Origin of the sequence: Faecalibacterium sp. AF10-46, from assembly GCF_003604105.1 — a bacterium.
Taxonomy (GTDB): domain Bacteria; phylum Bacillota; class Clostridia; order Oscillospirales; family Ruminococcaceae; genus Faecalibacterium; species Faecalibacterium taiwanense.
In genome coordinates this window covers 69,145-93,057 of sequence record NZ_QVGY01000008.1, presented here as the reverse complement: position 1 = coordinate 93,057, position 23,913 = coordinate 69,145, and the positions used below count along the sequence as shown (strand labels likewise).

Annotated in this window: 20 protein-coding genes and 1 riboswitch; of the genes, 3 read left to right on the top strand and 17 right to left on the bottom strand. The window is 60.1% G+C overall.

The window, feature by feature from the left end; genetic code table 11:
- Window positions 1–14 precede the first annotated feature (14 nt).
- Window positions 15–1,235, bottom strand: a complete 1,221-nt coding sequence (locus tag DWV57_RS09770; protein ID WP_120020668.1) for a dicarboxylate/amino acid:cation symporter — start codon at window positions 1,233–1,235, stop codon at window positions 15–17.
- Window positions 1,236–1,444: 209 nt separating this feature from the next.
- Here DWV57_RS09770 and DWV57_RS09765 point away from each other — a divergent pair, with 209 nt between their 5' ends.
- Window positions 1,445–2,338 carry a LysR family transcriptional regulator gene (locus DWV57_RS09765; protein ID WP_118528432.1) on the top strand — a complete coding sequence of 298 codons (894 nt, stop codon included), beginning with the start codon at window positions 1,445–1,447 and terminating at the stop codon, window positions 2,336–2,338.
- 132 nt (window positions 2,339–2,470) lie between these two features.
- Here the strand turns inward: DWV57_RS09765 and DWV57_RS09760 are convergent, their stop codons facing one another.
- The 5 genes from DWV57_RS09760 to DWV57_RS14535 all read right to left on the bottom strand — a co-directional run bounded on the left by DWV57_RS09760 (window position 2,471) and on the right by DWV57_RS14535 (window position 9,215).
- Window positions 2,471–3,826: a gluconate:H+ symporter gene (locus tag DWV57_RS09760; RefSeq protein ID WP_097777045.1), complete on the bottom strand. Its 1,356-nt coding sequence runs from the start codon at window positions 3,824–3,826 to the stop codon at window positions 2,471–2,473.
- Window positions 3,827–4,034: 208 nt separating this feature from the next.
- Complete coding sequence (gene ilvD / locus DWV57_RS09755) at window positions 4,035–5,822, bottom strand: dihydroxy-acid dehydratase (RefSeq protein ID WP_120020667.1); 1,788 nt, start codon at window positions 5,820–5,822, stop codon at window positions 4,035–4,037.
- Window positions 5,823–6,126: 304 nt separating this feature from the next.
- Window positions 6,127–6,834, bottom strand: coding sequence for a FadR/GntR family transcriptional regulator (locus DWV57_RS09750; RefSeq protein ID WP_097780994.1), 708 nt, complete (start codon window positions 6,832–6,834; stop codon window positions 6,127–6,129).
- Window positions 6,835–6,933: 99 nt separating this feature from the next.
- The gene (locus tag DWV57_RS09745; RefSeq protein WP_097774156.1) at window positions 6,934–8,451 is read right to left on the bottom strand and encodes a sodium:alanine symporter family protein; all 1,518 of its coding nucleotides are present in this window, start codon (window positions 8,449–8,451) and stop codon (window positions 6,934–6,936) included.
- Between the two features lie 131 nt (window positions 8,452–8,582).
- A riboswitch (glycine riboswitch) is annotated at window positions 8,583–8,684 on the bottom strand.
- Between the two features lie 354 nt (window positions 8,685–9,038).
- On the bottom strand, window positions 9,039–9,215 hold the full coding sequence (locus tag DWV57_RS14535; protein WP_165853690.1) for a hypothetical protein: 177 nt from the start codon (window positions 9,213–9,215) through the stop codon (window positions 9,039–9,041).
- A 76-nt stretch (window positions 9,216–9,291) separates the two neighbouring features.
- Here DWV57_RS14535 and DWV57_RS09740 point away from each other — a divergent pair, with 76 nt between their 5' ends.
- The gene (locus DWV57_RS09740; RefSeq protein ID WP_120020666.1) at window positions 9,292–10,206 is read left to right on the top strand and encodes a hypothetical protein; all 915 of its coding nucleotides are present in this window, start codon (window positions 9,292–9,294) and stop codon (window positions 10,204–10,206) included.
- On the opposite strand, the gene DWV57_RS09735 is transcribed toward DWV57_RS09740, so the two are convergent.
- Complete coding sequence (locus tag DWV57_RS09735; protein ID WP_120020665.1) at window positions 10,113–11,549, bottom strand: PLP-dependent aminotransferase family protein; 1,437 nt, start codon at window positions 11,547–11,549, stop codon at window positions 10,113–10,115. The genes DWV57_RS09740 and DWV57_RS09735 overlap by 94 nt on opposite strands.
- Before the next feature lie 214 nt (window positions 11,550–11,763).
- Here DWV57_RS09735 and DWV57_RS09730 point away from each other — a divergent pair, with 214 nt between their 5' ends.
- Window positions 11,764–12,417, top strand: a complete 654-nt coding sequence (locus tag DWV57_RS09730) for an ECF transporter S component (protein ID WP_242960012.1) — start codon at window positions 11,764–11,766, stop codon at window positions 12,415–12,417.
- 319 nt (window positions 12,418–12,736) lie between these two features.
- On the opposite strand, the gene DWV57_RS09725 is transcribed toward DWV57_RS09730, so the two are convergent.
- The 10 genes from DWV57_RS09725 to DWV57_RS09675 all read right to left on the bottom strand — a co-directional run bounded on the left by DWV57_RS09725 (window position 12,737) and on the right by DWV57_RS09675 (window position 23,735).
- Window positions 12,737–13,585 (bottom strand): putative RNA methyltransferase, encoded by an 849-nt coding sequence (locus tag DWV57_RS09725; RefSeq protein WP_120020664.1) that lies wholly within the window; start codon window positions 13,583–13,585, stop codon window positions 12,737–12,739.
- The gene (locus tag DWV57_RS09720; RefSeq protein ID WP_120020663.1) at window positions 13,582–15,495 is read right to left on the bottom strand and encodes a DEAD/DEAH box helicase; all 1,914 of its coding nucleotides are present in this window, start codon (window positions 15,493–15,495) and stop codon (window positions 13,582–13,584) included. Before DWV57_RS09720 ends, DWV57_RS09725 begins: the two co-directional genes overlap by 4 nt.
- 13 nt (window positions 15,496–15,508) lie before the next feature.
- A complete protein-coding gene (locus tag DWV57_RS09715) occupies window positions 15,509–16,801 on the bottom strand; it encodes a DUF1015 domain-containing protein (RefSeq protein ID WP_120020662.1) in 1,293 nt (430 codons plus the stop codon).
- Between the two features lie 46 nt (window positions 16,802–16,847).
- Window positions 16,848–17,948: a putative glycoside hydrolase gene (locus DWV57_RS09710; protein WP_118528454.1), complete on the bottom strand. Its 1,101-nt coding sequence runs from the start codon at window positions 17,946–17,948 to the stop codon at window positions 16,848–16,850.
- 24 nt (window positions 17,949–17,972) lie between these two features.
- Entirely contained in the window at window positions 17,973–18,584 is a 612-nt protein-coding gene (locus tag DWV57_RS09705; protein ID WP_097777054.1) for an Rnf-Nqr domain containing protein, read from the bottom strand.
- Complete coding sequence (locus DWV57_RS09700) at window positions 18,581–19,303, bottom strand: Rnf-Nqr domain containing protein (protein WP_120020661.1); 723 nt, start codon at window positions 19,301–19,303, stop codon at window positions 18,581–18,583. Before DWV57_RS09700 ends, DWV57_RS09705 begins: the two co-directional genes overlap by 4 nt.
- Window positions 19,300–20,319: an RnfABCDGE type electron transport complex subunit D gene (locus DWV57_RS09695; RefSeq protein WP_120020660.1), complete on the bottom strand. Its 1,020-nt coding sequence runs from the start codon at window positions 20,317–20,319 to the stop codon at window positions 19,300–19,302. Before DWV57_RS09695 ends, DWV57_RS09700 begins: the two co-directional genes overlap by 4 nt.
- 14 nt (window positions 20,320–20,333) lie before the next feature.
- On the bottom strand, window positions 20,334–20,984 hold the full coding sequence (gene rpe / locus DWV57_RS09690; RefSeq protein ID WP_118528462.1) for a ribulose-phosphate 3-epimerase: 651 nt from the start codon (window positions 20,982–20,984) through the stop codon (window positions 20,334–20,336).
- 532 nt (window positions 20,985–21,516) lie between these two features.
- A complete protein-coding gene (locus tag DWV57_RS09680; protein WP_120020658.1) occupies window positions 21,517–23,037 on the bottom strand; it encodes a HAMP domain-containing sensor histidine kinase in 1,521 nt (506 codons plus the stop codon).
- Window positions 23,037–23,735 (bottom strand): response regulator transcription factor, encoded by a 699-nt coding sequence (locus DWV57_RS09675; protein ID WP_005938284.1) that lies wholly within the window; start codon window positions 23,733–23,735, stop codon window positions 23,037–23,039. Before DWV57_RS09675 ends, DWV57_RS09680 begins: the two co-directional genes overlap by 1 nt.
- Window positions 23,736–23,913 lie beyond the last annotated feature (178 nt).

The following is a 23,913-nucleotide window of genomic DNA, read 5'->3' as shown; positions in this document are numbered from 1 at the left end:
CCGCGCAGGGCGCATCAGACGCTTGCGCTGCTCTTGTTGATGAACTTCTGGTAGATGGTCTCCACGATGACACCGATGGCGTTGTCTCCGGAGACGTTGCAGGCAGTGCCGAAAGAGTCCTGGGTGATGTACAGAGCCACCATGATGGCGCAGATGGAGCCATTGGGGTCGCCGGCCTCAGCGCCGAAGATCATGTACAGGAAGGGCAGAGCGGTCATGATGGAACCGCCGGGAGCACCGGGAGAAGCCACCATGGCAACGCCCAGAGTCATGATGAAGGGCACCACGGTAGCAAGACTGATGGGCAGCTGGTTCATCAGGCAGACGGCGGTGGCGCAGGCGGTAATGGTGATCATGGAGCCTGCCATGTGGATGTTGGCGCACAGAGGCACCACGAAGTTGCGGATCTGCTCGCTGATGCCGTCAGCCGCAGCGCACTGCAGGTTGACCGGGATGGTGGCTGCAGAGGACTGGGTGCCCAGTGCGGTGGTGTAGCCGGGGATCTGGTTGCGGATCATCTTGAAGGGGCTCTTGTGGCTCACAGCGCCTGCGACACAGAACTGCAGGAAGATGCAGACCAGATGCATGATGATGACCACCAGGAACACCTTCCACAGGATGCCCAGGATGGCAAAGGTCTTGCCGGACTTGGTCATGTCGATGAAGGTGCCGCAGACGTACAGGGGCAGCAGCGGGATGATGACGCTGTGCAGCACCTGATCGATGATGCCGGAGAAGTCCTTCATGCCGTTGTAAAGTGTATCACCGATGGTCTTGCCGCGCAAGGTGGACATGCACAGGCCCAGCACAAAGGCCAGCACCACGGCAGAGAGGGTGTCCAGAATGGGCGGGATGGAGATGGAGATGTAGCTGGCCAGAGAGTTGTCAGCCGTGGCGGCGATCTGTTCCAGAGCGCCTTCGCTCATGAAGCTGGGGAACAGGTTTGCAGACACCAGATAGGATGCCGAGCCTGCGATCAGAGTGGAGCCGTAGGCCAGAGCCACCGTGATGAGCAGCAGCTTGCCTGCGCCGCTCTTCAGGTCGGCAATGCCCATGGTGACGTAGGCCACGATCATCAGCGGGATGACGAACTTCAGGAACGAGCTGAAGATGCTGGATGCCGTGACGACGACCCGGCAGAACCACACCGGGAAGAACTGGCCGATGATGATGCCCAGCACGATGGCGATGAGCAGCTTCGGCAGCAGTCCGAGCTTGAATTTTTTCTTTTCCATAAGAATAAAATCCTCCTTTTCCTATCCTGACCTTTGTGCGGCACCTGACAGCGCTCTCTCCGCCGCAGCCCGCACGGCCAGCCTTTCACGAAACGTCAAATTTTCACTTGACGTGTTGACACATTTAGTTTAACATAGACATATGCATGATTCAAATTCATAAAACTAAAGTTATAGTTTAAAAATATTAATAGCAAAGGAGCTTTGCCATGGAAGTGCGCCAGCTGAACACCCTGATCCGTGCCGCCCAGTTCCAGAGCTTTTCCAAGGCAGCGGAAAGTCTGGGCTATTCCCAGTCTGCCGTTACCGTGCAGATCAAAGCGCTGGAAGAAGAGCTGGGTGTGCGCCTGTTCGACCGCATGGGCAAGCGGGTGATCCTGACCGCACAGGGCCAGTGCTTTCTGGAATACGCCAACAGCATTCTGGATACCATCCACAACGCCCGCCGCGCCCTGAGCGAGGATGCCGAGCTGGAGGGCTGCCTGCACATCGGCACGCTGGAATCTCTCTGCTTTTTCCGTCTGCCCGGCCTGATGCATCAGTTCCGGGTGGAACACCCCAAAGTCAGCCTTCGGGTCACTACCGGCTCCCCGGAAGAGCTGATCGAAAAGATGGAGCGCGGCGAGGTGGACCTCATCTGCATTCTGGATGAGCCGCGCTACTCCAATAGCTGGCACAAGTGCAACGAGGTGCCGGAGGAGGTGGTGTTCGTGGCTTCCCCGGACATCGACCTCGGCCACCCCGGCCCGTACCGGGTAGCAGAGCTTCTGGACAAGCCCTTCTTCCTCACCGAACGCAACGCCAACTACCGCCGCACCTTTGACCGGTTTCTGGCTTCCCGCCAGATCGAGCTGACCCCCAGCCTTGAGATCAGCGATACCTCCTTTATCATCAAGATGCTGGAGCGCTCCTCCGGCATTTCCCTGCTGCCGCGCTTCGCTGTGGCTGAGCCTGCGTCCAGAGGAGATCTGCGCATTCTGGAGGTGTCAGACTTCCGGCTGACCATGTACCGCCAGATGTTCTACCACAAGGATAAATGCTGCACCCGGGAAATGGACGCCTTCATCCAGCTGGCCTCCGGGCCGGACCTTCCGCTTTTATAATACAGATAATACAGAAAGCAGCAGACCCCCGGGCGGTGAACCGCCCGGGGGTCTGCTATGCTGAGGAGATTTCAGGAATTTGCAAAGCATTGCGCAGACTGTGTGCAGGCACAGCCCCGCAGATGAGGATGATCAGGCAAAGAAGGAGATGATGAGTGCTACCAGGAAGCCCACACCGCCAACCAGAGTTTCCATGATGGTCCATGTCTTGAGGGTGGTCTTTTCGTCCATGCCCACAAGGCTCTTCACCAGCCAGAAGCCGGAGTCGTTAAAGTGGGAGCACACGGTGGAGCCGCCAGCGATGGCAGCGGTGACGCAGGCCAGATACAGCGGGCTCAGCTCGCTGATGCCGGGCATTGCGGAGATGATGCCTGCTGCCATGGTCATAGCCACGGTAGAGGAACCAACGGAGATGCGCACCAGAGCAGCCACGATGAAGGCCACCAGAACCAGCGGCAGGCTGGCGTTTGCCACGGCGTTGCCGATGACATCGCCCAGACCGGAGTTCTGCAGCATGTAGCGCAGCACGCCGCCGCAGGCAGTGACCAGCAGGATCATGCCGGTGGGCTCAAGGGACTTGGTCATGATCTTTTCCAGCTGGGCATTGTTATAGCCGTGACGGGTGCCCAGCAGATACATAGCAGCGATGGTAGCCAGCAGCAGAGCCATGAAGGGCTCACCGAGGAAGGCCAGAACGGGCTGGATGCCAGCCAGAGCGGGCACCACTTTTGCCACAGAGTTTGCAATGATGAGGACCAGTGGGATCAGGATGATGCCCACGATGGTGCCGAACTTGGGCAGCTTGCTCTCGTCGATGTCTGCCTGCTGTGCAACGTGCTCGGGCACCTCGATCATATACTTCTTGCCGCAGATGGAGCCCCAGATGGGACCGGCAGCGATCATGGCGAAGATGCCGCAGAAGATGCCGATGAGGATGACCCAGCCCAGATCAACGCCCAGCATGCTGGCCACCAGAACGGGGCCCGGCGTGGGAGGGATGAAGGCGTGGCCGACAGCCAGACCGGCCAGCAGAGGGATGACATAGTACAGGACCGAGCGCTTGGTGCGCTTTGCCAGAGAGAAGGCCAGCGGGATCAGGATGATCAGACCGGCATCAAAGAACACCGGCATGGCCACCACCAGACCCGTGATGCCCAGCGCCCATGCGGCTTTTTCGTCGCCGAACTTGCGCACCATGGTCACGGCCAGCGTCTGTGCGCCGCCGGATTCTTCCAGAATGGCACCGAACATGGAGCCAAGGCCCACCAGAAGAGCGATGCCCTTTAAGGTGTTGCCGATGCCTTCGTTGACCGAGCCGATGATGTCAGACAGGGGCATACCGGCCATCAGGCCGATGCCCACCGCACCGATCAGGATGGAGATCATGGCGTGGACTTTGAACTTGATGATGAGGATGAGCAAAAGGATCAGGCCCGCCACCGCGGCGAACACGAGCCGCGCGGCGTCCGGGGTTGCAACAGCTGTCATAAACGTTTCCTCCATTTTTTGATGTTTTGTGTGCTTTGGGTCTTATTTCAGCGCCGTCCCCGCAGACGGACACCGGATCTCGATGGTTTTTATAGACGAAGCAATATCCGCTTTTTTGTTTTTGGCGTAACTTTATCCAGACCGTTCAGCAAAACAACGCTGAACAGTTGATTTTTTGTTTTTGGTTTTTATCGCAAACGAAGCGTTTTTACTCCATATATGCACCCTTCATGGGGCTGACGGCGTGCTGAGAGTAGAGCTTCAGCAGGCCCTTGGTGTACTTGGGAGCCTTGGGCTTCCAGTTTTTGCGGCGCTGGGCAAGGATGGCCTCCATCTCTTCGGGGGTCTTTTCCTCACCGTTCACGCCCACGATGGCAAGCTGACGGTTCGGCACATCGATGCGGATGAGATCGCCCTCTTCCACCAGAGCGATGGGGCCGCCCACAGCGGCCTCCGGGCTGACATGACCAATGACCGGGCCGCGGCTTGCGCCGGAGAAGCGGCCGTCGGTGATGAGCGCCACGCTGGAAGCCAGCTTCGGGTCGGCGCAGATGGCCTCGCCGGTGTAGAACATCTCGGGCATGCCGCTGCCGCGGGGGCCTTCGTAACGGATGAAGATGGCATCTCCGGGCTGGACCTGCTTGTTCAGAACGGCGCTGATGCACTCTTCCTCGCTGTCAAAGGGCTTTGCGCGCAGGGTGGCATGGAACATGTTCCTGGGGCAGGCAGTGTGCTTGATGACGCTGCCCTCGGGGGCCAGATTGCCCTTCAGGATGGCGATGCTGCCGTCGGTGCCCTTGGCGTTGTCAAAGCTGTGGATGATATCCTCGCGGGTGACTTTGATGCCCAGCCCCTTGGTCTTTTCCTGCAGGATCTCATCGCAGTGCTCGTAGAAGCCGTTCTTCTTCAGGTCTTCCAGGTTTTCGCCCAGCGTCTTGCCGGTGACGGTCATCACGTCCAGATGCAGCATGGACTTGATCTCTTCCATCACGCGGGGCACGCCGCCTGCATAGTAGAAGTACTGTGCGGGCCAGTCGCCGGAGGGACGGATGTTCAGCAGATAGTGTGCGCCGCGGTGCATCCGGTCAAAGGTGTCGGCATCGATCTCAAAGCCGAACTCGTGTGCAATGGCGGGCAGATGCATGGTGGCATTGGTGGAGCCGGAGATGGCGGCGTGCACCATGATGGCGTTTTCAAAGCTCTTCATGGTGACGATGTCCTTGGCCTTGATGCCCTCGGCCACCAGCTTCATCACCTGAACGCCGGCATCATAGGCAGCCTGCTTCAGCTCCGGAGCGGTGGCGGGCATCAGGGCGGTGCCGGGCAGCATCAGGCCCAGGGCCTCGGCCATGATCTGCATGGTGGAGGCGGTGCCCATAAAGGAGCAGGCACCGCAGCTGGGGCAGGCATTGTGCTTGTAGTAGTCCAGCTGCTCGTTGGGGATCACGCCCGTCTTTTCCCATGCGTCGAACTTGCCGATCTGTTCCAGCGTCAGCAGATCGTTGATGGCGCAGGCGGGGTCGTTGACCACGTACTTCTTGGGCAGGGTGTGGGCCTCCATCACGCCGCCGGTGACTACGATGGCGCTCATATCCTTCAGACGGCCAATGCTCATCAGCATGGCGGGCATGGACTTGTCGCAGCTGGCGATGAATACACCGCCGTCGTACACGGTTGCGTTGGCCTGAGCTTCCACCAGATTCACGATGGCATCACGGTGGGGCAGCGAGTAGTTGATGCCGTCGTGGCCCTGTGCGATGCCGTCGCACATATCGGTCGCAAAATAGCGTGCAGCCTTGCCGCCGTGGGTGTTGACTGCCTGTACAGCCTCCTTCACGAACTGATCCAGATGGGCGCTGCCGGGGTGGCTGTCGCCAAAGGTGCTCTCCACCATGATCTGGGGCTTTGCAAGGTCGTCCACCTTCCAGCCCATGCCGATCTTCAGCGGATCATTTTCCGGTGCCAGTTTACGCACTGTCTGAGAACGCAGTTCCATGATCATACCTCCAAAATGCTTTTTTCTGCTTTGCAAATCGTCCTTTTGACTGTCGGACATCTTACATGTTTATTGTAATCAAATCCCGCCTCGTTGGCAAGTTGTCGCAGTCAGAACCCACTTTATAACAATAACCAGCCCAGTTTTTCGTGCACATTGCTCTGAAATCTTGGATACATCATATAATCTAACCAGTTTTTCGACTTTTCTGTTTCATTCGTCTTAAAAAGTCATCAGACAACTTCAGACATAAAAAGTCCCCGCACAGACCTTGCACTGTGCGGGGACGTAAAATGCGGCGGCGTCAGGTTTCCCATTCGCCGTCGTAAAGCTTTCGGATGCAGTTGCGGTTGAAGTTCAGGTGCATCACCATGGCAGACCGGGCACCAATGGGGTCATGCCGGGCAATGGCTTCGGTGATCATGCGGTGGGTCAGGATGGTCTCCTCCGTCAGCTTTTTGTGGGTAACATTCACGAACATCATGACCGCCGTATCGATAATGGGGATCAGCTGCTCCACCACCATGTTCTTGCTGCTCTCTGCGATGCAGGTATGGAATGCGATGTCGTCCTCAATGTACAGATCACCGCTGTGGATCTTGCTCTCCACCCGGTCGCACAGGCGCTGGATGCGCTCAATGTCCTCGTCGGAAGCGTTCAGCGCTGCCATCTCGGCCATGCCCGGTTCCAGCAGCAGGCGCACGTTCACCAGATCCAGCGCCAGTGCGTTCTTGTCCTGCACGCTGCGCAGGTTCAGTGGGTCCGAAAGGCCCTTGGCAGTCGTGACCACATAGGTGCCGGAGCCCCGCCGCACCTCCACGATGCCCTTGCTGGAAAGCAGCTTCACGGCTTCGCGCACGGTGCTGCGGCCCACACCGAATTTTTCGCCCAGCTCAAATTCATTGGGCAGCTTGGCTCCCGGCTCCAGCGGGGTATCCAGAATATAGTGGTAAATTTCGTCCTCCACCTGTTCGGCAAGGAGTTTGTTTTTCAGATGGGAAAATTCGCTCATGGTTGTTCCCTCCCCTGTTTTTTAATTTATTATAAGGCAGGGCAGCAGACAAAAGCAAGGGCTGTCCTCATTCACAGACAGCCCTTGCTTTTGGGTATTTTATTCGTTTGCGGCCTTTTCCAGCTCCGCTTCCTCTGCGGCGGCTTCGGCCTCCTCCTGCTTCTGGTACTCCAGGAAAGCCGACCACATGGGTTCGATGTCCTTGCCCTTCACCCGGCGGTCGAAGTAGTTGCGAGTGATGTCCACCACAGTGCCGGACAGCACCAGCACGCCGATCAGGTTCGGGATCATCATCAGACCGTTGAAAGTGTCGGAAAGATCCCACGCAAGGCCCAGCTTCATGGTGGCACCCACCACGGTCATGCATACAAAGACCACCTTGTAGATGCGGCTGCCGGTGGTGCCGAAGAGATACTCCACGGCCTTGGTGCCGTAGTGGCTCCAGCCCAGCGTAGTGGAGTAGGCAAACAACAGAATGGAAACAGCAATGAACTTGGGGCCAAAGCTGCCAAAGGCTGCGGTGAAGGCCTGACCCACCAATGCGTTGTCCTGCACACCGGCCAGTACAGCGCCGCTCTGCAGGTCTACCACGCCGGTGGTCAGGATGACCAGAGCAGTGAGCGTGCAGACCACGATGGTATCGGCAAACACCTCAAACACACCCCACATGCCCTGATGCACCGGCTCCTTGACGTTGGAAGCGGAGTTGACCATGACGGCAGAGCCGAGACCGGCTTCGTTGGAGAAGGCACCGCGCTTGAAGCCCCAGGTAATGGTCTGGCTGATGCCGTAGCCCAGCGCACCGCCGCCTGCCGCGTTCAGGTTGAACGCACCCTTGAAAATAGCCGCAAATGCCGCCGGGATGTTGCCCGCGTGCAGCACTACGATGATGAGCGCGCCTGCAATGTAGAACAGGGCCATGAGCGGCACCAGCTTTTCGGTAACAGCGGCAACGCGCTTCAAACCGCCAATGACGATAAGGGCCGTGACCACCATCAGGCACAGGCCGGTGACGAGGGTCGGTACGCCAAAAGCAGCGTTCATATTGCCCGCGATGGAATTGATCTGGCTCATGTTTCCAATGCCGAAGGAAGCCAGAATGCAGAAACAGGCAAACAGCACTGCCAGCACCTTGCCCAGCTGTTTGCAGCCCTTCTTTGCGCCAAGACCATCGGTGAGGTAGTACATGGCACCGCCCGACCACTCGCCTTTTTCGTTTTTGCGGCGGTAGTACACGCCCAGCACATTCTCCGAAAAGCTGGTCATCATGCCAAGCAATGCCATGACCCACATCCAGAAGATGGCTCCCGGCCCACCGGAAACGATAGCCGTTGCCACACCCACGATGTTGCCGGTGCCGATGGTTCCCGCCAGCGCCGTGCACATGCTCTGGAACTGGCTGATGGCCATATCCTCCTTGCTGGTGTGCGCGGTGATGTCCTTGTTGGTGAAGATCGCGCCGATGGTATGCCGGAGCCAGTAGCCCATTTTGCGGAACTGGAAAAAGCCCGTGCGGGCGCTCATCCAGAAGCCGGTGCAGAACAGCAGTGCCAGACCAAACGGCCCCCACACCACGCCATTGATGGCATTGTTCACCTGTGTGATCATCTCGACCATTCTCTCTTTCCCCCTATACACAAAACAAAAGCGGACAGAACCCACCAAAGGCTCTGCCCGCAAAATTCGGAGCGCTCTCATTTTCCGCAGCCGGGGTGCGCCGCATTCCCGGCTGCGCCCCATTGCGCAAAGACGATGGCTCTGTCCTTTTGCCTGAGAGATACAGCCGCTTTCCCTGCGGCCTTACACCTTCGGCACCCACTTTACAAGCGGGCTTCTCCAGAGTGCACGGTCTTTCCCCGCCGTGCACGTCTTTTTCAGTTCTTCCGGCGCACAGTTGTGCGCGATAGAAAGACTATACCATATTCTGTCCTTGTGCGCAAGACATTTTTTATATCATATGCTGTTTTTCATCTGTTATGCCGACAGATGAATTTTATTTTGGTGTGACTTTTCAGGGGAACAAACGCATTTTCACCCCAAAAAGCCGTAATGGCAAGCTGCATCTACCGGGCCAGTGGGCCGGGAGTTTCTCCAAGGACCGTCCGCTGGGGTGGGACCCTGTTGCCGCAGGCAATAGGGCGGGCGATGGAATGGCCCGATTCGTGTCCGAGGAGAAATTACCGGCACGCTGGGAACCAACCACTTTATTTAGGCTCCGCGCCTTCAAACCCCCGGGCTTTGCCATCCGGGCTGGCATCGCCGTTTTCTTTCGCGGTCTCGTAAGAATCTGTGCCGTAATAGGCGCTGGCGGGGCCGATCTCCAGCCAGAAGTTCTCCCGTTCTTTCTCTGTGGTCGGTGCGGTTTCTTTTTTGTTTTTCATCTGCAAACGCCTCCTTTGCTGCATAAAGTCTTGCCTGCAGGCCAAAGCTTTATGCAAAGGAAAGGCGGTGTATCCCATGCGCAGTGGAGGTTGGAAGCCCTTTTGCGCAGCACTGTTTGCTTCGCTGCTGGTGCTGGTGCCGCTGGTGGGCGGCACGGTGCTGCTGTCCCGTCAGCAGCTGCGCACCCAGCTGCGGCAGGCTGCCCGCAGCGAGAGCGGTGTGCCCATCCAGCTGCCCAAGACCACCGACCAGCTCACTGTGCTGCTGTGCGTCTCCGGCGAACAGCCCGGTTTTGTGCTGGCCTACCTGAACGCCAGCCAGAACTGCGTGCATCTGCTCAGCGTGCCTGCCGCACTCACCGTGCCTTTTGCAGAAGAAGAAACATCCCTTGCCCGCTGCTATGCCGCCGCTGGCCCGGCCCGCTGCCGCGAAGCGCTGGCACAGGTGCTGGCCCTGCCGGAGGGCACAAGGTATCTGGCCTTTTCTCCCGATGTGCTGGAGCGCATTACCAGCCGGTACGGGCCGGTGCGGGTAGGCTTTACCGGCGCACTGACCGAGGAAGAGCTTGCCCGCTATGGCCGCAGCCGGGCCGTGCAGGGCATTTCCGCCGGGGACGCGCACGAATTCTTATGCCAGCTGCAGGCCGACGAAGCCTTTTCACCAGTACGCACCGCAGCGGCCCGCGCTGCCGTGTGGGATGCTTTTTTTCGGCAGGATCTGGACCTGCTGCCCGCCACCCTGCCGGATGCCCTGCGTGCCAGCAGTTCGGCCCTGCTCACCGACCTGACCGCGCTGGACTATGACGCTTTGGAGCGCACTCTGGAATTTCTTGCCAACAACAGCGCCGCTGTGGCGGCGCAGGCCCTGCCCGGCCAGTGGGATGCCGCCAGCGGCACTTACACGGTCACGGATGTTTCCCGCGCTGCCATGCAGACCTTTTTCAATGTTTCGCCCACCGAGGCGCAGGCCTCGTCCTTCAGCGAGCCATAACCCAGCACCAGCGTGCCCGCCGCTGAGGGTGCTTCTCCGGTCAGGTCGTAATCGCTCAGCAGGCTCAGCTGCACGCCTTCGGCTTCCGCCGCGCAGCGCAGCGCAGCATCCGGCGGCGGGTCTTTGAGCTTTGCCAGCAGGTGCAGGCCGGTGTGCAGGCCCGCAAGGGTCAGCTCGCCGGGAGCAAAGGCAGTGTTCAATGCTGCCGCCAGCGCGTCCCGCCGGGCCTTGTAGGCCACCCGTTCCCGGGCCAGATGCCGGGTGAAGTAGCCCTCGGTGATAAAGCGGGCCAGCGTCTGCTGCTCGAACCGGCTCACCGTGCCGGAGTACAGGCGGTATTTTTTCCGCCATGCAGGCAGAAGATGCTCCGGCAGCACCATATAGGCGATACGGATGCTGGGAGCCAGACTGCGGGAGCAGGTGGAGAGGTACACCACCGGGCCGTCTGCACCCGCCATGCCCTGCAGGCTGGGCAGAGGCCGGGTATCAAAACGGAACTCCGAATCGTAATCATCTTCTATAATATACCGCCCGCCCGGCCTGCGGGCTGCCCAGTGCAGAAGCTCGGCCCTGCGGCCCGCAGGCATGGTAACACCTGTGGGGAACTGGTGGCTGGGCGTGACGTAGCACACCGCTGCATCCGACCGGTTCAGTGCTTCCACCGAAAGGCCGTCCTCGTCCACCGGTAGGCAGCAGCAGTGCACACCGTTGTTCTGCAGCACCTGCAAAGCACGGGGGTAGCCCGGCGTTTCCACCGCTGCAGGGCCGGGCAGCAGCGGTGCCAGCAGGCCCAGCAGATATTCCAATCCCGCGCCCACCACGATCTGATGCGGCCCGCACTGCACACCCCGGTATTCGGAAAGATATTCCGCCAGCGCCTGCCGCAGGGCCGGGTCGCCCTGTGCATCGCCGTGGGTGAGCAGCTGGGGCGAGGAATAGAGCAGCTCCTTTTGCAGCCGCGCCCATGTGCGGAACGGGAACAGCTCCGGGTCTACCCCGCGGGTGGAAAGGTCGTACCGCACCGGCAGCTCAGGCGGTTCCGGTTTTGGCGGTGCGGGCTGTTCCGGCCCGCCGGCAGGCCGGAACGGCAGGGCCAGATATTCCTGTACATAAAAGCCGCTGCGCTCCCGCGATTCCAGATACCCTTCCGCCGCCAGCATCTGATAGGCGGCATCCACCGTATTCACCGAGACGGACAGCTCTGCCGCCAGCCGCCGCTTGCCGGGCATCCGGGTGCCCGCCGCAAGGGTGCCGCTTCGCATCTCTCCGGCAAGGCTGCGGTACAGCTGTTCGTACAGCGGCACGCCAGAAGAAGCATCCAGCGCCGTGGTCAGATGGACCATAAATCATCCCTCCTGTCTGGGTATTGCGTCAAACTGACCCCATGAAAAAACTTTATTCTGGGTATTTTCATGGTGTCAGTTCTGCGTATAATAGGAGCATACCCGCTGGACACCCAAATGTCAAGTAGGATTGTAGGTAAGTGGTTGCGAAGCAATCAAAGCCCCAGTGGGGCTTTGGTGCCGCGGGAACGGAAATTTGGAGGGAGAGTAAATCATGTCTACTACTGCAATGTGGCTGCTTCTGGCAGTCGTTGTCATCGTCATTCTGTTTGCAAGTGTGCTGTACAAGCGCACCTTCACCACCAAGGAGCTGGCCCTGACCGGTGTCATGGCCGCTTTAAGCCTTGTGGCTTATCTGTTCTTCCGTGTGCCGTTCTACGGCGGCTCTTCGTTCCATCTGGGCAACACCTTCACCGCCCTGACCGCCCTGCTGCTGGACGGTGTGTCCGGCGGTCTGGCCGGTGCCATTGGTCTGGCGCTGGCCGATATTCTGGCCGGTGACCCGGGCTACGCCGTCACCACCTTTGTGCTCAAGTTCATCATCGGCATCACCTGCGGTGCCGTGGCGCACAAGGCATTCAAGCTGCGCGACCTCGACAAGCACAGCTCCGGCTATCTCGTCAAGGTGATCGTTTCTGCCGGTTCCGGCCTGCTGCTGAACGTGCTGACCGACCCGTTCCTGGGCTACTTCCGCAATGTGTACATCTTTGGTCAGGAATACACCGTGGCACAGGCACTGACCAAAATTGCAGGCGGCGTCACCTTTGTAAACAGCGTGGCCTCCACCGTGTGTGCGGTCATCCTGTACCTCGCCCTGCGTCCGGCCCTGGAGCGTGCCGGTCTGCTGCCCAAGGGCGAAAAACACTAAGCGATCTCTCTATCCTGATACAGCACTGCTGCCCTCACCTGCCGGACTCCTCCTATCCTCCGGCGGTGGGGGCAGTGGTGTTTTTCGTGGACGACCTGTCACACGGAACTCCTCCCGTCTCGCATTCGCTCGACAGCCCCCTCGGGGACGGGGCTTTTGACAGAAACTGAAGCAAAAAAGCGCTCGTCACACAATTCTGCATGACGAGCGTTTTTTGCTTTTTATCGCAATTTTCAAAAATAGTGCCTATTAAAACGGCATATTTGCGATATGCAGTTTGCGGATGTTGCTTGTGCATTAAAAACGCAGACTGCTATCATTACAGCTTTTCAAATACAAGGAACCGGAACGAGATATCGGTTTCCAGCTGGGACAGCGCAGCAAGACGCTCCGCCCCGCCGCGCGGCGTTTTCCAGTAATAGGGTGTCATGGCGAACAGCGCTTCCAGCTGTTCGTGGGGCACCGTGACGCGGCCGGTCACTTCCCGTTCCCCAATGGCGGCAAAACCGTCATAGGCGATCTGCTGCACCGGGTTTTTATAGGGCTTTTCGTAGAGCACGGCCTTCATCTGGTACAGATGTTCGGCACCGGGCACCACATAGATCATCCGTCCGCCCGGGCGCAGCACCCGCAGGAATTCCTCCTGTGCAAAGGGCGAAAAGCAGTTCAGCAGCAGGTCGGCCCAGCCGGTGCGCACCGGCTGGCTGAAGCTGGATGCCACCGCATACTGTGCCGTGGGCAGGGCCTTGGCCGCAAGACGCACCGCAGGCTTTGCGATATCAAAACCCGCCATCTGCACCCGGCGGCCTTTTTCGGCAAGCGCCTGCGCGATGCAGCGGTCGTACCAGCCCTCGCCGCAGCCTGCATCCAGCAGATGCAGCGCCGCCTCCGGGCTGGCAGGCTGGCCGTACTCTGCGCACAGCTCACCCACCGCTTTGCCAAAGATGCCGTAGTATCCGCCATTCAGGAACGCGCGGCGGGCGGCCACCATCTCCTTGCTGTCGCCGGGAGCCTTGGTGCGCATGCTCTGCACCGGCAGCAGATGCCAGTAGCCCTCCTTGGCGCGGTCAAAGCAGTGGCCTTTTGTGCATTTCAGGGTGCTGTCGCCGGTCAGTTTCTCCCCGCACAGCGGGCACTGCCATGGGGCAAACGGTTCATTTTTGCTCATACTTCGTCGCTGTGGTCCTCAATGGGTGCAGTTGCACCGCCGTGGGCGTTCATATACTCCTCAAAGTTCGTGAACTTCTGCTGCGGCGGACGGCGGCTGATGAGCACAAGGCCCGGGTCTTCGTCCCTTGCAGCAGCACGGCCGCGGCGGCTGCTCTCCGCTCTGGGGGCACGGGCCGGTGCAGGCTGTGCATTGCGGGACGCATTCTGACGGCCGCGCTGGCCGTTGTTTGCACCGCGGCCCTGCTCTGCGCTCTGGCTCTGGGCGGCAGGCTGGCTGTTCTGGCGGGCCGGACGGTCGCTGCGGTCATTGCGACGGCTCTTCTGGCCTTGCATGCTGCTGTTCTGCTGAGCAGGCTGTGCAGCCGTGCGGATGGCCGGGGCGGCGGGTGCAGCCGGAGTCTTTTTGGCCGGGCGCAGCGGAGTGGCCTCCGGGGCGCTCACAAAATGCGGGTCAAACTTGGGCTGCGCATTGCTGCCGCGGGCAGGAGCATTCTGCTCCCGGCGCGGGCGGCTGTTATTATTGGAACGGCGGTCATTGCTGCGTCCGCCGGTAGTACGCTTGGTATCATCCATGAGTGGTTCCTCTTTTTCGGTTTTTGCGGGCTTTGCCTGCACCTTGGGTGCGGGTGCAGCCTTTTTTTCAGGTTTTGCGTTTTTTGCTTCGGCCTTTGCGGGCTTCGGCTGCTTTGCGGCAGGCTTTTCTGCCGGTTCAGCGGCGGCTGCCTTGGGCTTTTTGCCGCGCACGGGCGGCTCCGGGCGCACCGGCGCGGGCACACCGTCCCACGGGTGGCCGCTCACCACGGGAATTTTGCGGCGGTTCAGCTTTTCGATGCCTGCCAGATACTCCTGCTCCTCAGGTGCACAGAAGCTGACCGCCGTACCGTCGGCACCGGCGCGGGCCGTGCGGCCGATGCGGTGCACATAAGTCTCCGGCACCTCGGGCAGGTCGTAGTTGAACACATGGGACAGCTCGCTGATGTCGATGCCGCGGGCGGCGATATCGGTGGCTACCAGCACCCTGGTCTTGCCGGCCTTGAAGTTTTCCAGCGCGGTCACGCGGGCGGTCTGGCTCTTGTTGCCATGGATGGCCGCCGCCGGGATGCCCTGCTTGGTGAGGTCTTTTGCAATTTTATCCGCGCCGTGCTTGGTGCGGCTGAACACCAGCGCGTTCACCACCGGGGGCTGCAGGTTCTTGATGAGCCACGGCAGCAGGAATTTCTTGTTGCCCTTTTCCACATGGTACAGGCTCTGCTGGATGCGGTCCACGGTGCTGGACACCGGGTCCACCTTGACGAAGGCGGGCTTGCGCAGGATGCCTGCGGCCAGCTGTTCGATCTCGGTGGGCATGGTGGCGCTGAACATCAGGTTCTGACGCTCCCCGGGCAGCTTTGCGATCACCTTCTTCACATCGTGCACAAAGCCCATATCCAGCATCCGGTCGGCTTCGTCCAGCACAAAGATCTCAAGGTTCGAGAGATCGATAAATCCCTGACCGATCAGGTCGTTGAGCCGTCCCGGGCAGGCGATCAGGATGTCTACCCCCTTTTTCAGCGCTTCCACCTGCGGTGCCTGCCCAACGCCGCCAAAAATGACGGTGCTGCGCAGCTTGAGATACTTTCCGTAAGCATCAAAGCTTTCGCCGATCTGCAAAGCAAGCTCACGGGTAGGGGTCAGGATCAGGGCGCGGATCGCGCCCTTTCTGCGGGGCGCATTGGCCGTGAGCCGGTCCAGCATGGGCAGCGCAAAAGCAGCCGTCTTGCCGGTACCGGTCTGGGCGCAGCCCATCAGATCCCGGCCGGACAGCACCGGCGGGATCGCCGCCGCCTGAATGGGCGACGGGGTCTCATAGCCTGCCTCCTGCACAGCGCGCAGAAGCGGGGCGGACAGATTCAATTCTTTAAATGTCATGGTTCTCCAATAATTATTCCGTAATTTTCCGGCACTCCACATAGTACCGCTTTTCTTCTGCGTGGCCCATGCTGAAGGTCTTGCGCGGCAGCACGCCGCCCATCACAACGCCTTTGAACAGGTCACTCTTGGCAAACGGCGGCATCAGGAATGCCACAGCACCTTTTTTGCACAGGGCGCGCACAGCAGGCTCGTCGTGCACATAGTCCACGCGGGCTTCCTTGTGGTGCTCAAGATAGTATTCGATAAATTCGTCAATGGTGCCCACGGTCAGCGGTGCGGTTGGGTCCTCAAAGCTGAGCACGTTGGACATGTGCGGCCCGGCCAGCGTGAAGGGCTGCTGCTTGCTGCCGCCAAAGCTGCAGCCGGCCATATTGGAATCGCTCCACGTGATCAGGCTCAGCAGCACCGCTGCACAGTCCACATTGAACAACACGCGGTGGATCGGCTCGATCTCGATCGCAGGCGAGTGCACATTGCACACCTCGGCCAGACACCAGCGGGCCGGATGGTTTGCTGCCTGCTCCGGTGTGAGTGTCTTTTTCAGCTCCTCCCAGCAGGCCTTTGCAGTGGCCAGCGAGTGGTTGCCGTCGCCCACGGCCAGCGTCAGCGGGTCGCGGCGGGTGGCATCCGGATACTTTTTGTCGAATTCTTCCTGACTGCCCAGCACAGCCAGCGCATCTTCGATCTGCGCAATGAGGGCAGGGTCTTCCACAGCCCAGCCCGCAATGTGGCCGCCGTTCAGCATCAATTCGCCCTCGTATACCTTGGGCAGTTCAGCTTTATGCGCCGCCACCGGCTCGATGAGGGTGCAGCCGGGGTCGTCCGCCAGCATCATGATATGGGGCGTTTCCAGCGCGGCACCGGTGCGCACCTTCATGCGGGGCGGGATGCGGCTTTCCACCGTGCTTTCGCTGGGACGCACGGCGCAGGGTGCGCCGCGGCGGTAGCTGTAGGCTTCCAGATCCACCATGCCCACAAGGCCCTGCCGCACCTTGCCGCTCTGCTCGGTGCGCTCCACGTAAACAAAGCCGTCCACCGCGCGGGTCAGCACGTTCCGGGCATAGTCATCCATGGCGGCATGGATCTTCTCAATGCGTGCATCGGCATCGCCGTCCTCCAGATAGACCTCCGGCAGGATCATGTTCAGGGTGCTTGGGCTGCCCGCTGCAACGGCCTCGGCCTTCTGCCAGTAATCCCGGTCACTGGTGAACTGGTCGCAGGCGATGCAGCCCCACTTTTCCAGCGGGATCTGTGCCGAAGGCAGAAGGATGTGGGCCGGTGCAAAGCAGGATTTCGTGTTCATAGTAGATCTCTCCCTTTTACAATAACCAAAGCGATCCATGTTCTTTTTACTGGAAGCTCTCGGTACTGCAGATCACAACGTTCTGCACACCGGCTTCGGCGGCAGACTGCTGCAGCTGTCCGCGTGCCGCCGCGTCCAGCGTATCCGCCGTGACGATCAGGTTGTGCATTCCAAGGCTCACAGCCGGTGCACCCAGTGCATCGGAAGCGTCGGTGCACTGCTGGGCCGGGTAGCTCAGCCACAGTACCACGCTGCCGTCAAAGCGGGCCTGCCATGTGCTGATATCCGCAGCCAGCAGGGCAGCGCGGCCCTCCTGACTCTTGCCGCCCGCCGCTGCAAACTCCTGCTTGCGGGTGATGATGTTCGGGAACTGCACGCCAGTGAGCACCACCTGCTCAAAGCCCATGCCGTGCAGCTCCTCGATCAGATCGCCCACATACTGCACAGCGGATGCTGCGCTGGGGTCCAGCCAGGACTTGCCGCCGGCCTTGGCACTGACGTTATCCAGCCAGAGCTGGGTGCCGCTGTAATGCACGGCCATGCTGCGGTCGGTATAGCCGGACACCGGGTCGGTAAAGGCCGCAAGCTGTGCCGCCGGGATGATGCCCTCCTCCCGGAAGATGGCCGCGATGCGGGCCGGGTCCACAGTGATCCCGGCGATGCTGCCGGAAGCCGCCGCCACCTGCGAAGCATAATGGATGCTGCCGTCGGCATCCTTCAGGGTCACAAGGCCGTAATCCGCTCCCTGCGCCTTGAGCTGCTGCGCCGCTGCACGGATGGCCGCATCATCGGCAAGGGTGCTCACATCCACTGCGGCCCAGCTGCCGCCGGTAATGGCCTTGCCGTCCAGCTCCTTGGGCTGTTCCGGCTCCGGCTGGGACGAAGCCGCTTCCTGTACCGCCGAGGATGCAGCTGCTTCGGACGAGGCGGCTGCGCGGGATGCCGATTCGGCTTCCAGATCACGGTTCTTCACCACAGTATACCAGGTGTGGGTAGCCCAGTCCAGCACGTGGGGTGCTGCCAGCCAGGCTGCGCCCAGCACCGCCAGCACCAGCACCACGATGCCGATGCCTTTTTTGATGCGTGTACCGCGGCTGTAGAAGCTGCGGCGGTAGCGCTTGACCTTCTGACGTTTATACTTTGCCATTGTCGATCCTCCTCCCTGCCAATGTTACAGGATCACAGAATGTCCGGTGAAACCATAGATCGCCAGTGCCAGCACGCCGATATACACCAACGTGATGGGCAGGCCGCGGAATGCTTCCGGGATGGCCTTGCTGCGCAGGCGGTGGCGGGCTTCCGTTACCAGCAGCACCGCCAGCACATAGCCAAGGCCGCTGCCAAGGCCAAAGCCAAGGCTCTGCCCCAGCGTAAAGCTCTGGGTGCGCTCCACCAGTACCGTGCCAAGCACACAGCTGTTCAGGCCCGCCAGCGGCACGATGCGCAGCAATGCGCTGCGGTGCGGCAAGCCCTTCGCCAGCCACAGCACGGCGTGCTCCAGAACGCACACCACGGCAATGCTGGCAATATACACCAGCGGGCGCAGCTGGGCACGGTTTGCCAGCGGCGTGATCCGGCTGCCAGCATACCACGCAAACGGCGTTACCAGCATCTGCGTGATGCACAGCTGCATACCAAACAGCCAGCTGCTGGTGCGGTCATCGCCCACCAGCTGCACCAGACGCGAAACGCCCAGTGCACGGGTAAAGACGGCGTTCTGCGCGAACACCGCCAGCAGTGCATAGCTGAAGAACACTGCACTTGTTGTTACAACATCTCTCATTGTTCGCGGTCCGCCTCCTTCTGGGAATGCACATCCACAAGGTTGCGTGCCTCTTTGGTGAGATATGCCTTACGCTTTTGGGCCAGTGCACGCCATACGGCACACAGCACGCCCAGCACGATAAAGCCGCCTGCCGGCATGCTTGCCATGGGCAGCACCGGGCGGCTGACAACCACACCGAACATGGTGCCTGCGGCCAGCCATTCACGGACGCAGCCCAGCAGCACCAGCAGCAGCGCATAGCCCACCGTGATGCGCAGGCCCTTGGAGACAGCCTTGTGCACCGTCTCCTGCACGCGGCCAAAGCGGTAGGTCAGCAGCGGCTCCACCGTGAGCATGGGAAGATAGATGCCAAGGCTCAGCAGGCTGGTGCTGAACAGCATATTCAGGATGGGATACACCGCCAGATACACCACCGCCGTGCTGAAACCGTACACCAGTGCACGGGGCAGCAGCTTTTTCTGCAGCGTTTCCGGGGCGGGGTCCTCGTCGTGCAGGGGCACAAGGCGGCTCAGCAGACAGGCCAGCACGCGGGAGGGCACCAGCAGCAGCGCCACCGCCGCCGCCAGCATCCCCGCATTCTGGCCGCTGGTGGCAAGCACCACCAGCGGGGCAAGGCCCATGCCCTGCATGACCACCGGGTTATTCAGGAACACCCGGTCGTGGTGGGCAAACTTGTCGGAGTCTTTTACGATCAGTTCAGCCGTTGCGCGTCTCATTGTGCTGCCCCCTTTCCGGCATCTGCCTGCAGATGGGTCAGGTGATACAGCTTTGCCTCGGTGCGGTCGATCCATGCCGACACACTGTTGACCGCCAGCAACGCAAAGCACACACCGGTCTCGTACACGCCATAGTAGCGGAAGCCCATGCTCACAACGCCCACCAGCACGCCGTACAGCACACGGCCCATGCGGTGATGCACGCAGGTGTAAGGCTCGTTGATCAGGAACACCGCGCTGAACAGGATCGCGCCAGTCAGCAGTTCATCCCGCACACACTGCAGGCGGGGCAGGATATTTGACAGCACGGCACTGTCGGCAAGGCCCGCCTGCCGCGGGAAGAAGAACGCAATGACCGCACAGGTCACAAGAAAGCTGATCGATGCAGACATGTGGGCATCCTTCTGGGTCCACAAAAACAGGCCGCAGGCAAGGATCACCAGCGCAGCGCCGGTGCCCATGGGAGCAGCATATTCGCCCAGACCCAGCGCCAGCGAGCCGATGTTCAGCATGCCGCCGCTGCGCAGGGTGTCCTCAATGGCGCTGGAGACCGGCACCATGGAAGCGTCCCACAAAGGGATGTTCGTATAGGGCTGCGGATAGCGGAACACCTGTTCCGGCCATGACACTGCCGCCACCACATAGCCCACAGCAGCCGGGTTGAAGGGGTAGCTGCCGTAGCCGCCAAAGATCTCCTTGCCGATCAGCACACCTGCAATCACTGCGGCGATCAGAACATAGATATCCACCGTCACCGGCATCAGCAGGGCAATGACGAGCGCAAAGCTCTCGTTGGAAAAGTCACCGCCCTGATACACGCGGCGGCGCAGCAGCGAAACGAGACGGTCGCACAGGTTGCCGGTAAGCACCGCAATGCCGCACAGCAGCAGCGGGCGCACACCGTACAGAAAACAGGCCATGCACAGCACCGGCACCGCCATAAAGCAGATATGCTTATAGTAGCGGCCGGTCTTCTGGAGCTGTGCCTCCTGCTCCCGGATCAAAGATTCATCCATAAATGGTTATCCTTTCAAAGGCTGGCGAGGTGCTGCACGGCTGCAGCAGGGTCTGCTGCGCCGAACACCGCACTGCCCGCCACCAGAATATCAGCGCCCGCTTCCACGCACTGGGGCGCGGTGGCATTGTCCACGCCGCCGTCCACTTCCAGCAGATAGTGTGCGCCGCGCGCTTCGCGCTCTGCCTTGAGCCAGCGCAGCTTGTCCAGCGCCGAGGGCATGAACTTCTGCCCGCCGAAGCCGGGCTCCACGCTCATCACCAGCACAAGATCCAGCTGGTCAAGATACGGTGCCAGCGCCTGCGGGTCGGTGCCGGGCTTGATGGTCAGGCCCACCTTGCAGCCCAGCGCCCTGACCGCATCGATGGTGGCCTGAATATTGTCCTCACACTCAAGGTGGAAGTTGTACAGGGTGGCACCGGCTTTGATGAAGGCTTCCGCATACTGCAGCGGATGGCTGATCATCAGGTGCACATCATAAAAGGCATCCGGCAGATTTTTGTGCAGGCTCTTGAGCACCGGCACGCCAAAGCTGATGTTGGGCACAAAGTGGCCGTCCATCACGTCGTAATGCAGCATCTGTGCACCAGCATCCAGCACCATGCGGCAGTCTGCACCCAGTTTGCCAAAATCAGCGGAAAGGATCGAAGGACTTACGATTGCCATATTCTATCTTTACGCTCCGTTATTTTATAAATTTTTATTCCTATTTGTCCCATTGTGCTGGCGGTTTCAAACCGCAAAAACAGCATGGGCATGGTTATCTTTTAGTTTACATGAAAACGAGCAAAAAATCAAACCCGCCAACGGCTTTTTCACGGAAATGACGTATTTGGAAAGATTTGTCCATTTGCGAAGTAAACTCCCTCAGTCAAAGCCTGACGGCTTTGCCAGCTCCCTCGGAGAGGGAGCCCGGTCGCTTTGCACTTTAGCCGGGAACAGGCTCGCCCTCTCAGTCAATGCCTATCGGCCTTGACAGCTCTCCCAAAGGGAGAGCCCTTGGCAGTCCACGCAAACTTCATCTCTTTGCCAAGGCCTCTCCCTTTGGGAGAGGTGGATGCGAACGTAGTGAGCAGACGGAGAGGGCGAGGACGCTTGCGGGGGAGCTGGCTGCGACCAGCGGGAGCAGACTGAGAGGGTTTGTCCCCACGCCAAAACAGCCAGACCGCCCCGGGTCCGGGGCAGTCTGGCTGGAAGTTCATTCTACGGGCTTCATGCTTGCAGGGTCTTCCACGGTGGGTTCACCGCCGGCTTCGTCCGGCAGACGCTTCATGCCGCCGGGGTTCGGTGCCACGGTGGGCAGGGTGAACACGAACCGGCACCACTCGCCCTGCTGGCTCTCCACCCGGATCTGCCCGCCGGAAAGGTTCACCAGCACCTTGCAGATGTTCAGGCCAAGGCCAGCGCCCCGGGCGTGCAGGCCGCGGGAGCGGTCCTCCTTGTAGAACCGCTGGAACACGTATGGCAGCGCCTCCGGGCTGATGCCCTGACCGGAATTCCAGATGGAGATCTCGGCTTCCGGGCCAAGCTTTTCCACCCCGAAGCGGATGGTGCCGCCTGCCGGGGTAAACTTGATGGCGTTGTCCAGCAGGTTATACACCACCTGATGGATCAGGTCGGGGTCGGCGTAGACCAGCACCTTTTCGTCCATGGTCAGGCCGTCGATGTCGATCATGCCGTCGTTGATGCGCTGCTCTGCCGAGAGCGCCACGCCGGTGATCGTCTCCCAGATGTTGAACATCCGGGCATTTACCTGATATTCGCCGCTTTCCAGCTTGGAAAGATCCAGCATGTTCTGGATGAGCCGTGCCAGACGGCCCGTTTCCTCACTGACCAGCTGCAGGTAGTGGTTCTGCATATCCGGCGGGATGGTGCCGTCCAGAATGCCGTCCACAAAGCCCTTGATCGTAGTCATGGGGGTGCGCAGCTCGTGGGCGATGTTGCCCATGAACTGACCGCGGGAGTTGTCGTTCATCTGGATGTTGTCTGCCATGCGGTTGAAGGTGCGGGCAAGGTCGGCTGCCTCGCCTTCGCCTTCCACTCCCTCCACACGGACGGAAAGATCCCCGCCGCCAAAGCGCTGGGCAGCATCCGTCACCTTCTGCAGCGGGTCGGTGAGCTGGCGCATCAGGATCTTGGTCAGGATGCTGGCACACAGCAGCATCACACAGGCCGACAGCAGGAAGTTGGACCAGAACTGCTGCTTGAACTGGGTCAGCTGCTCGCCGGAAGAGCACAGGAACAGGTAGCCGCTGGGCTGGCCGTTCTCATTGCGCATTTCGCTGACCGTGATGTAGCTTTTCCCGTCCAGCATGCCGCCCAGCGTGCCGAACACATGGTAGTAATCTGCATCGGAAGCGTCGATCTTCTCCATCATTTCTTCCGGCACGGTCAGGCTCTCCAGCTTGTCCGGGCTGGAGGCGATCATCACCCGGCCGTCGTTGTCGGTAAAGAACAAATAGGCCTCTGCGCTCTCGCCGATGATCTCCAGCTTGGTGCTCAGTGCGTCCAGCTCATCGCCTTCCGGCAGCTCCGCCTGCTGGACCAGATACTGGGCCGTGCGCTGGGTGACACCCACCACCTGATCCAGTGTTTCGTAGCGGTCCTTGGCGAAGTAGTTCTTGAACAGCACCCACTCCGAAGCTCCCATCAGCACGATGCCCAGCACCATCAGGGTGGACACCAGCGAGAAGAACGCCACCGAGATACTTTTGCGCATTACTGACGCACCTCGAACTTATAGCCCACGCCCCATACGGTCTTCAGCTCCCATTTGTCGGAAGCACCGGCCAGCTTCTCGCGCAGGCGCTTGACATGCACATCAATGGTGCGGCTGTCGCCGTAATACTCAAAGCCCCACACCTCGTCCAGCAGCTGATCGCGGGTGTAGACGCGGTTCGGATGGGAGGCCAGACAGTTCAGCAGTTCCAGCTCCTTGGGGGGAGCCTCCACCACCTTGCCCTTGACCCGCAGCTCATAGCTGTTCATGTCCAGACGCAGGTTGTCGAATTCGATCACGCCCTCGGTGCTCTCGGCAGCAGCCGTGGTGGTCTGGCAGCGGCGCAGCACCGCCTTGATGCGGGCCACCACTTCCTTGGCATCAAAGGGCTTTACCATGTAATCGTCTGCACCCAGCTCCAAGCCCAGCACCTTATCAAAGGTCTCGCCCTTGGCCGTAAGCATCATCACCGGGGTGTTGCCCGCCTTGCGGATGCGGCGGCACACTTCCAGACCGTCCATCTTGGGCATCATCACGTCCAGCAGCACCATATCGGGCTTGACCTGATTGAACTTTTCCAGACCTTCTTCGCCATCGTTTGCCACCGTGACCTGATAGCCCTCCTTGGTCAGGTACAGCCGCAGCAGCTCGCAGATATTGGTATCGTCGTCCACAACGAGGATCTTTTCGTTGGCCATAATGATCTCCTCCCATTTTATCGGATGCCCGCCGGGCGGGCAGAGCAGCAAAGTATTCCACTTCTTATTATACGGAAGAGTTATGACAAAATAAAGAAGGATTTGTATGATTTTTTCACGTGCTGTGCCTTTTCGCACAAAAGGGCCCGCACGGAAACACCGTGCGGGCTTGCCAATG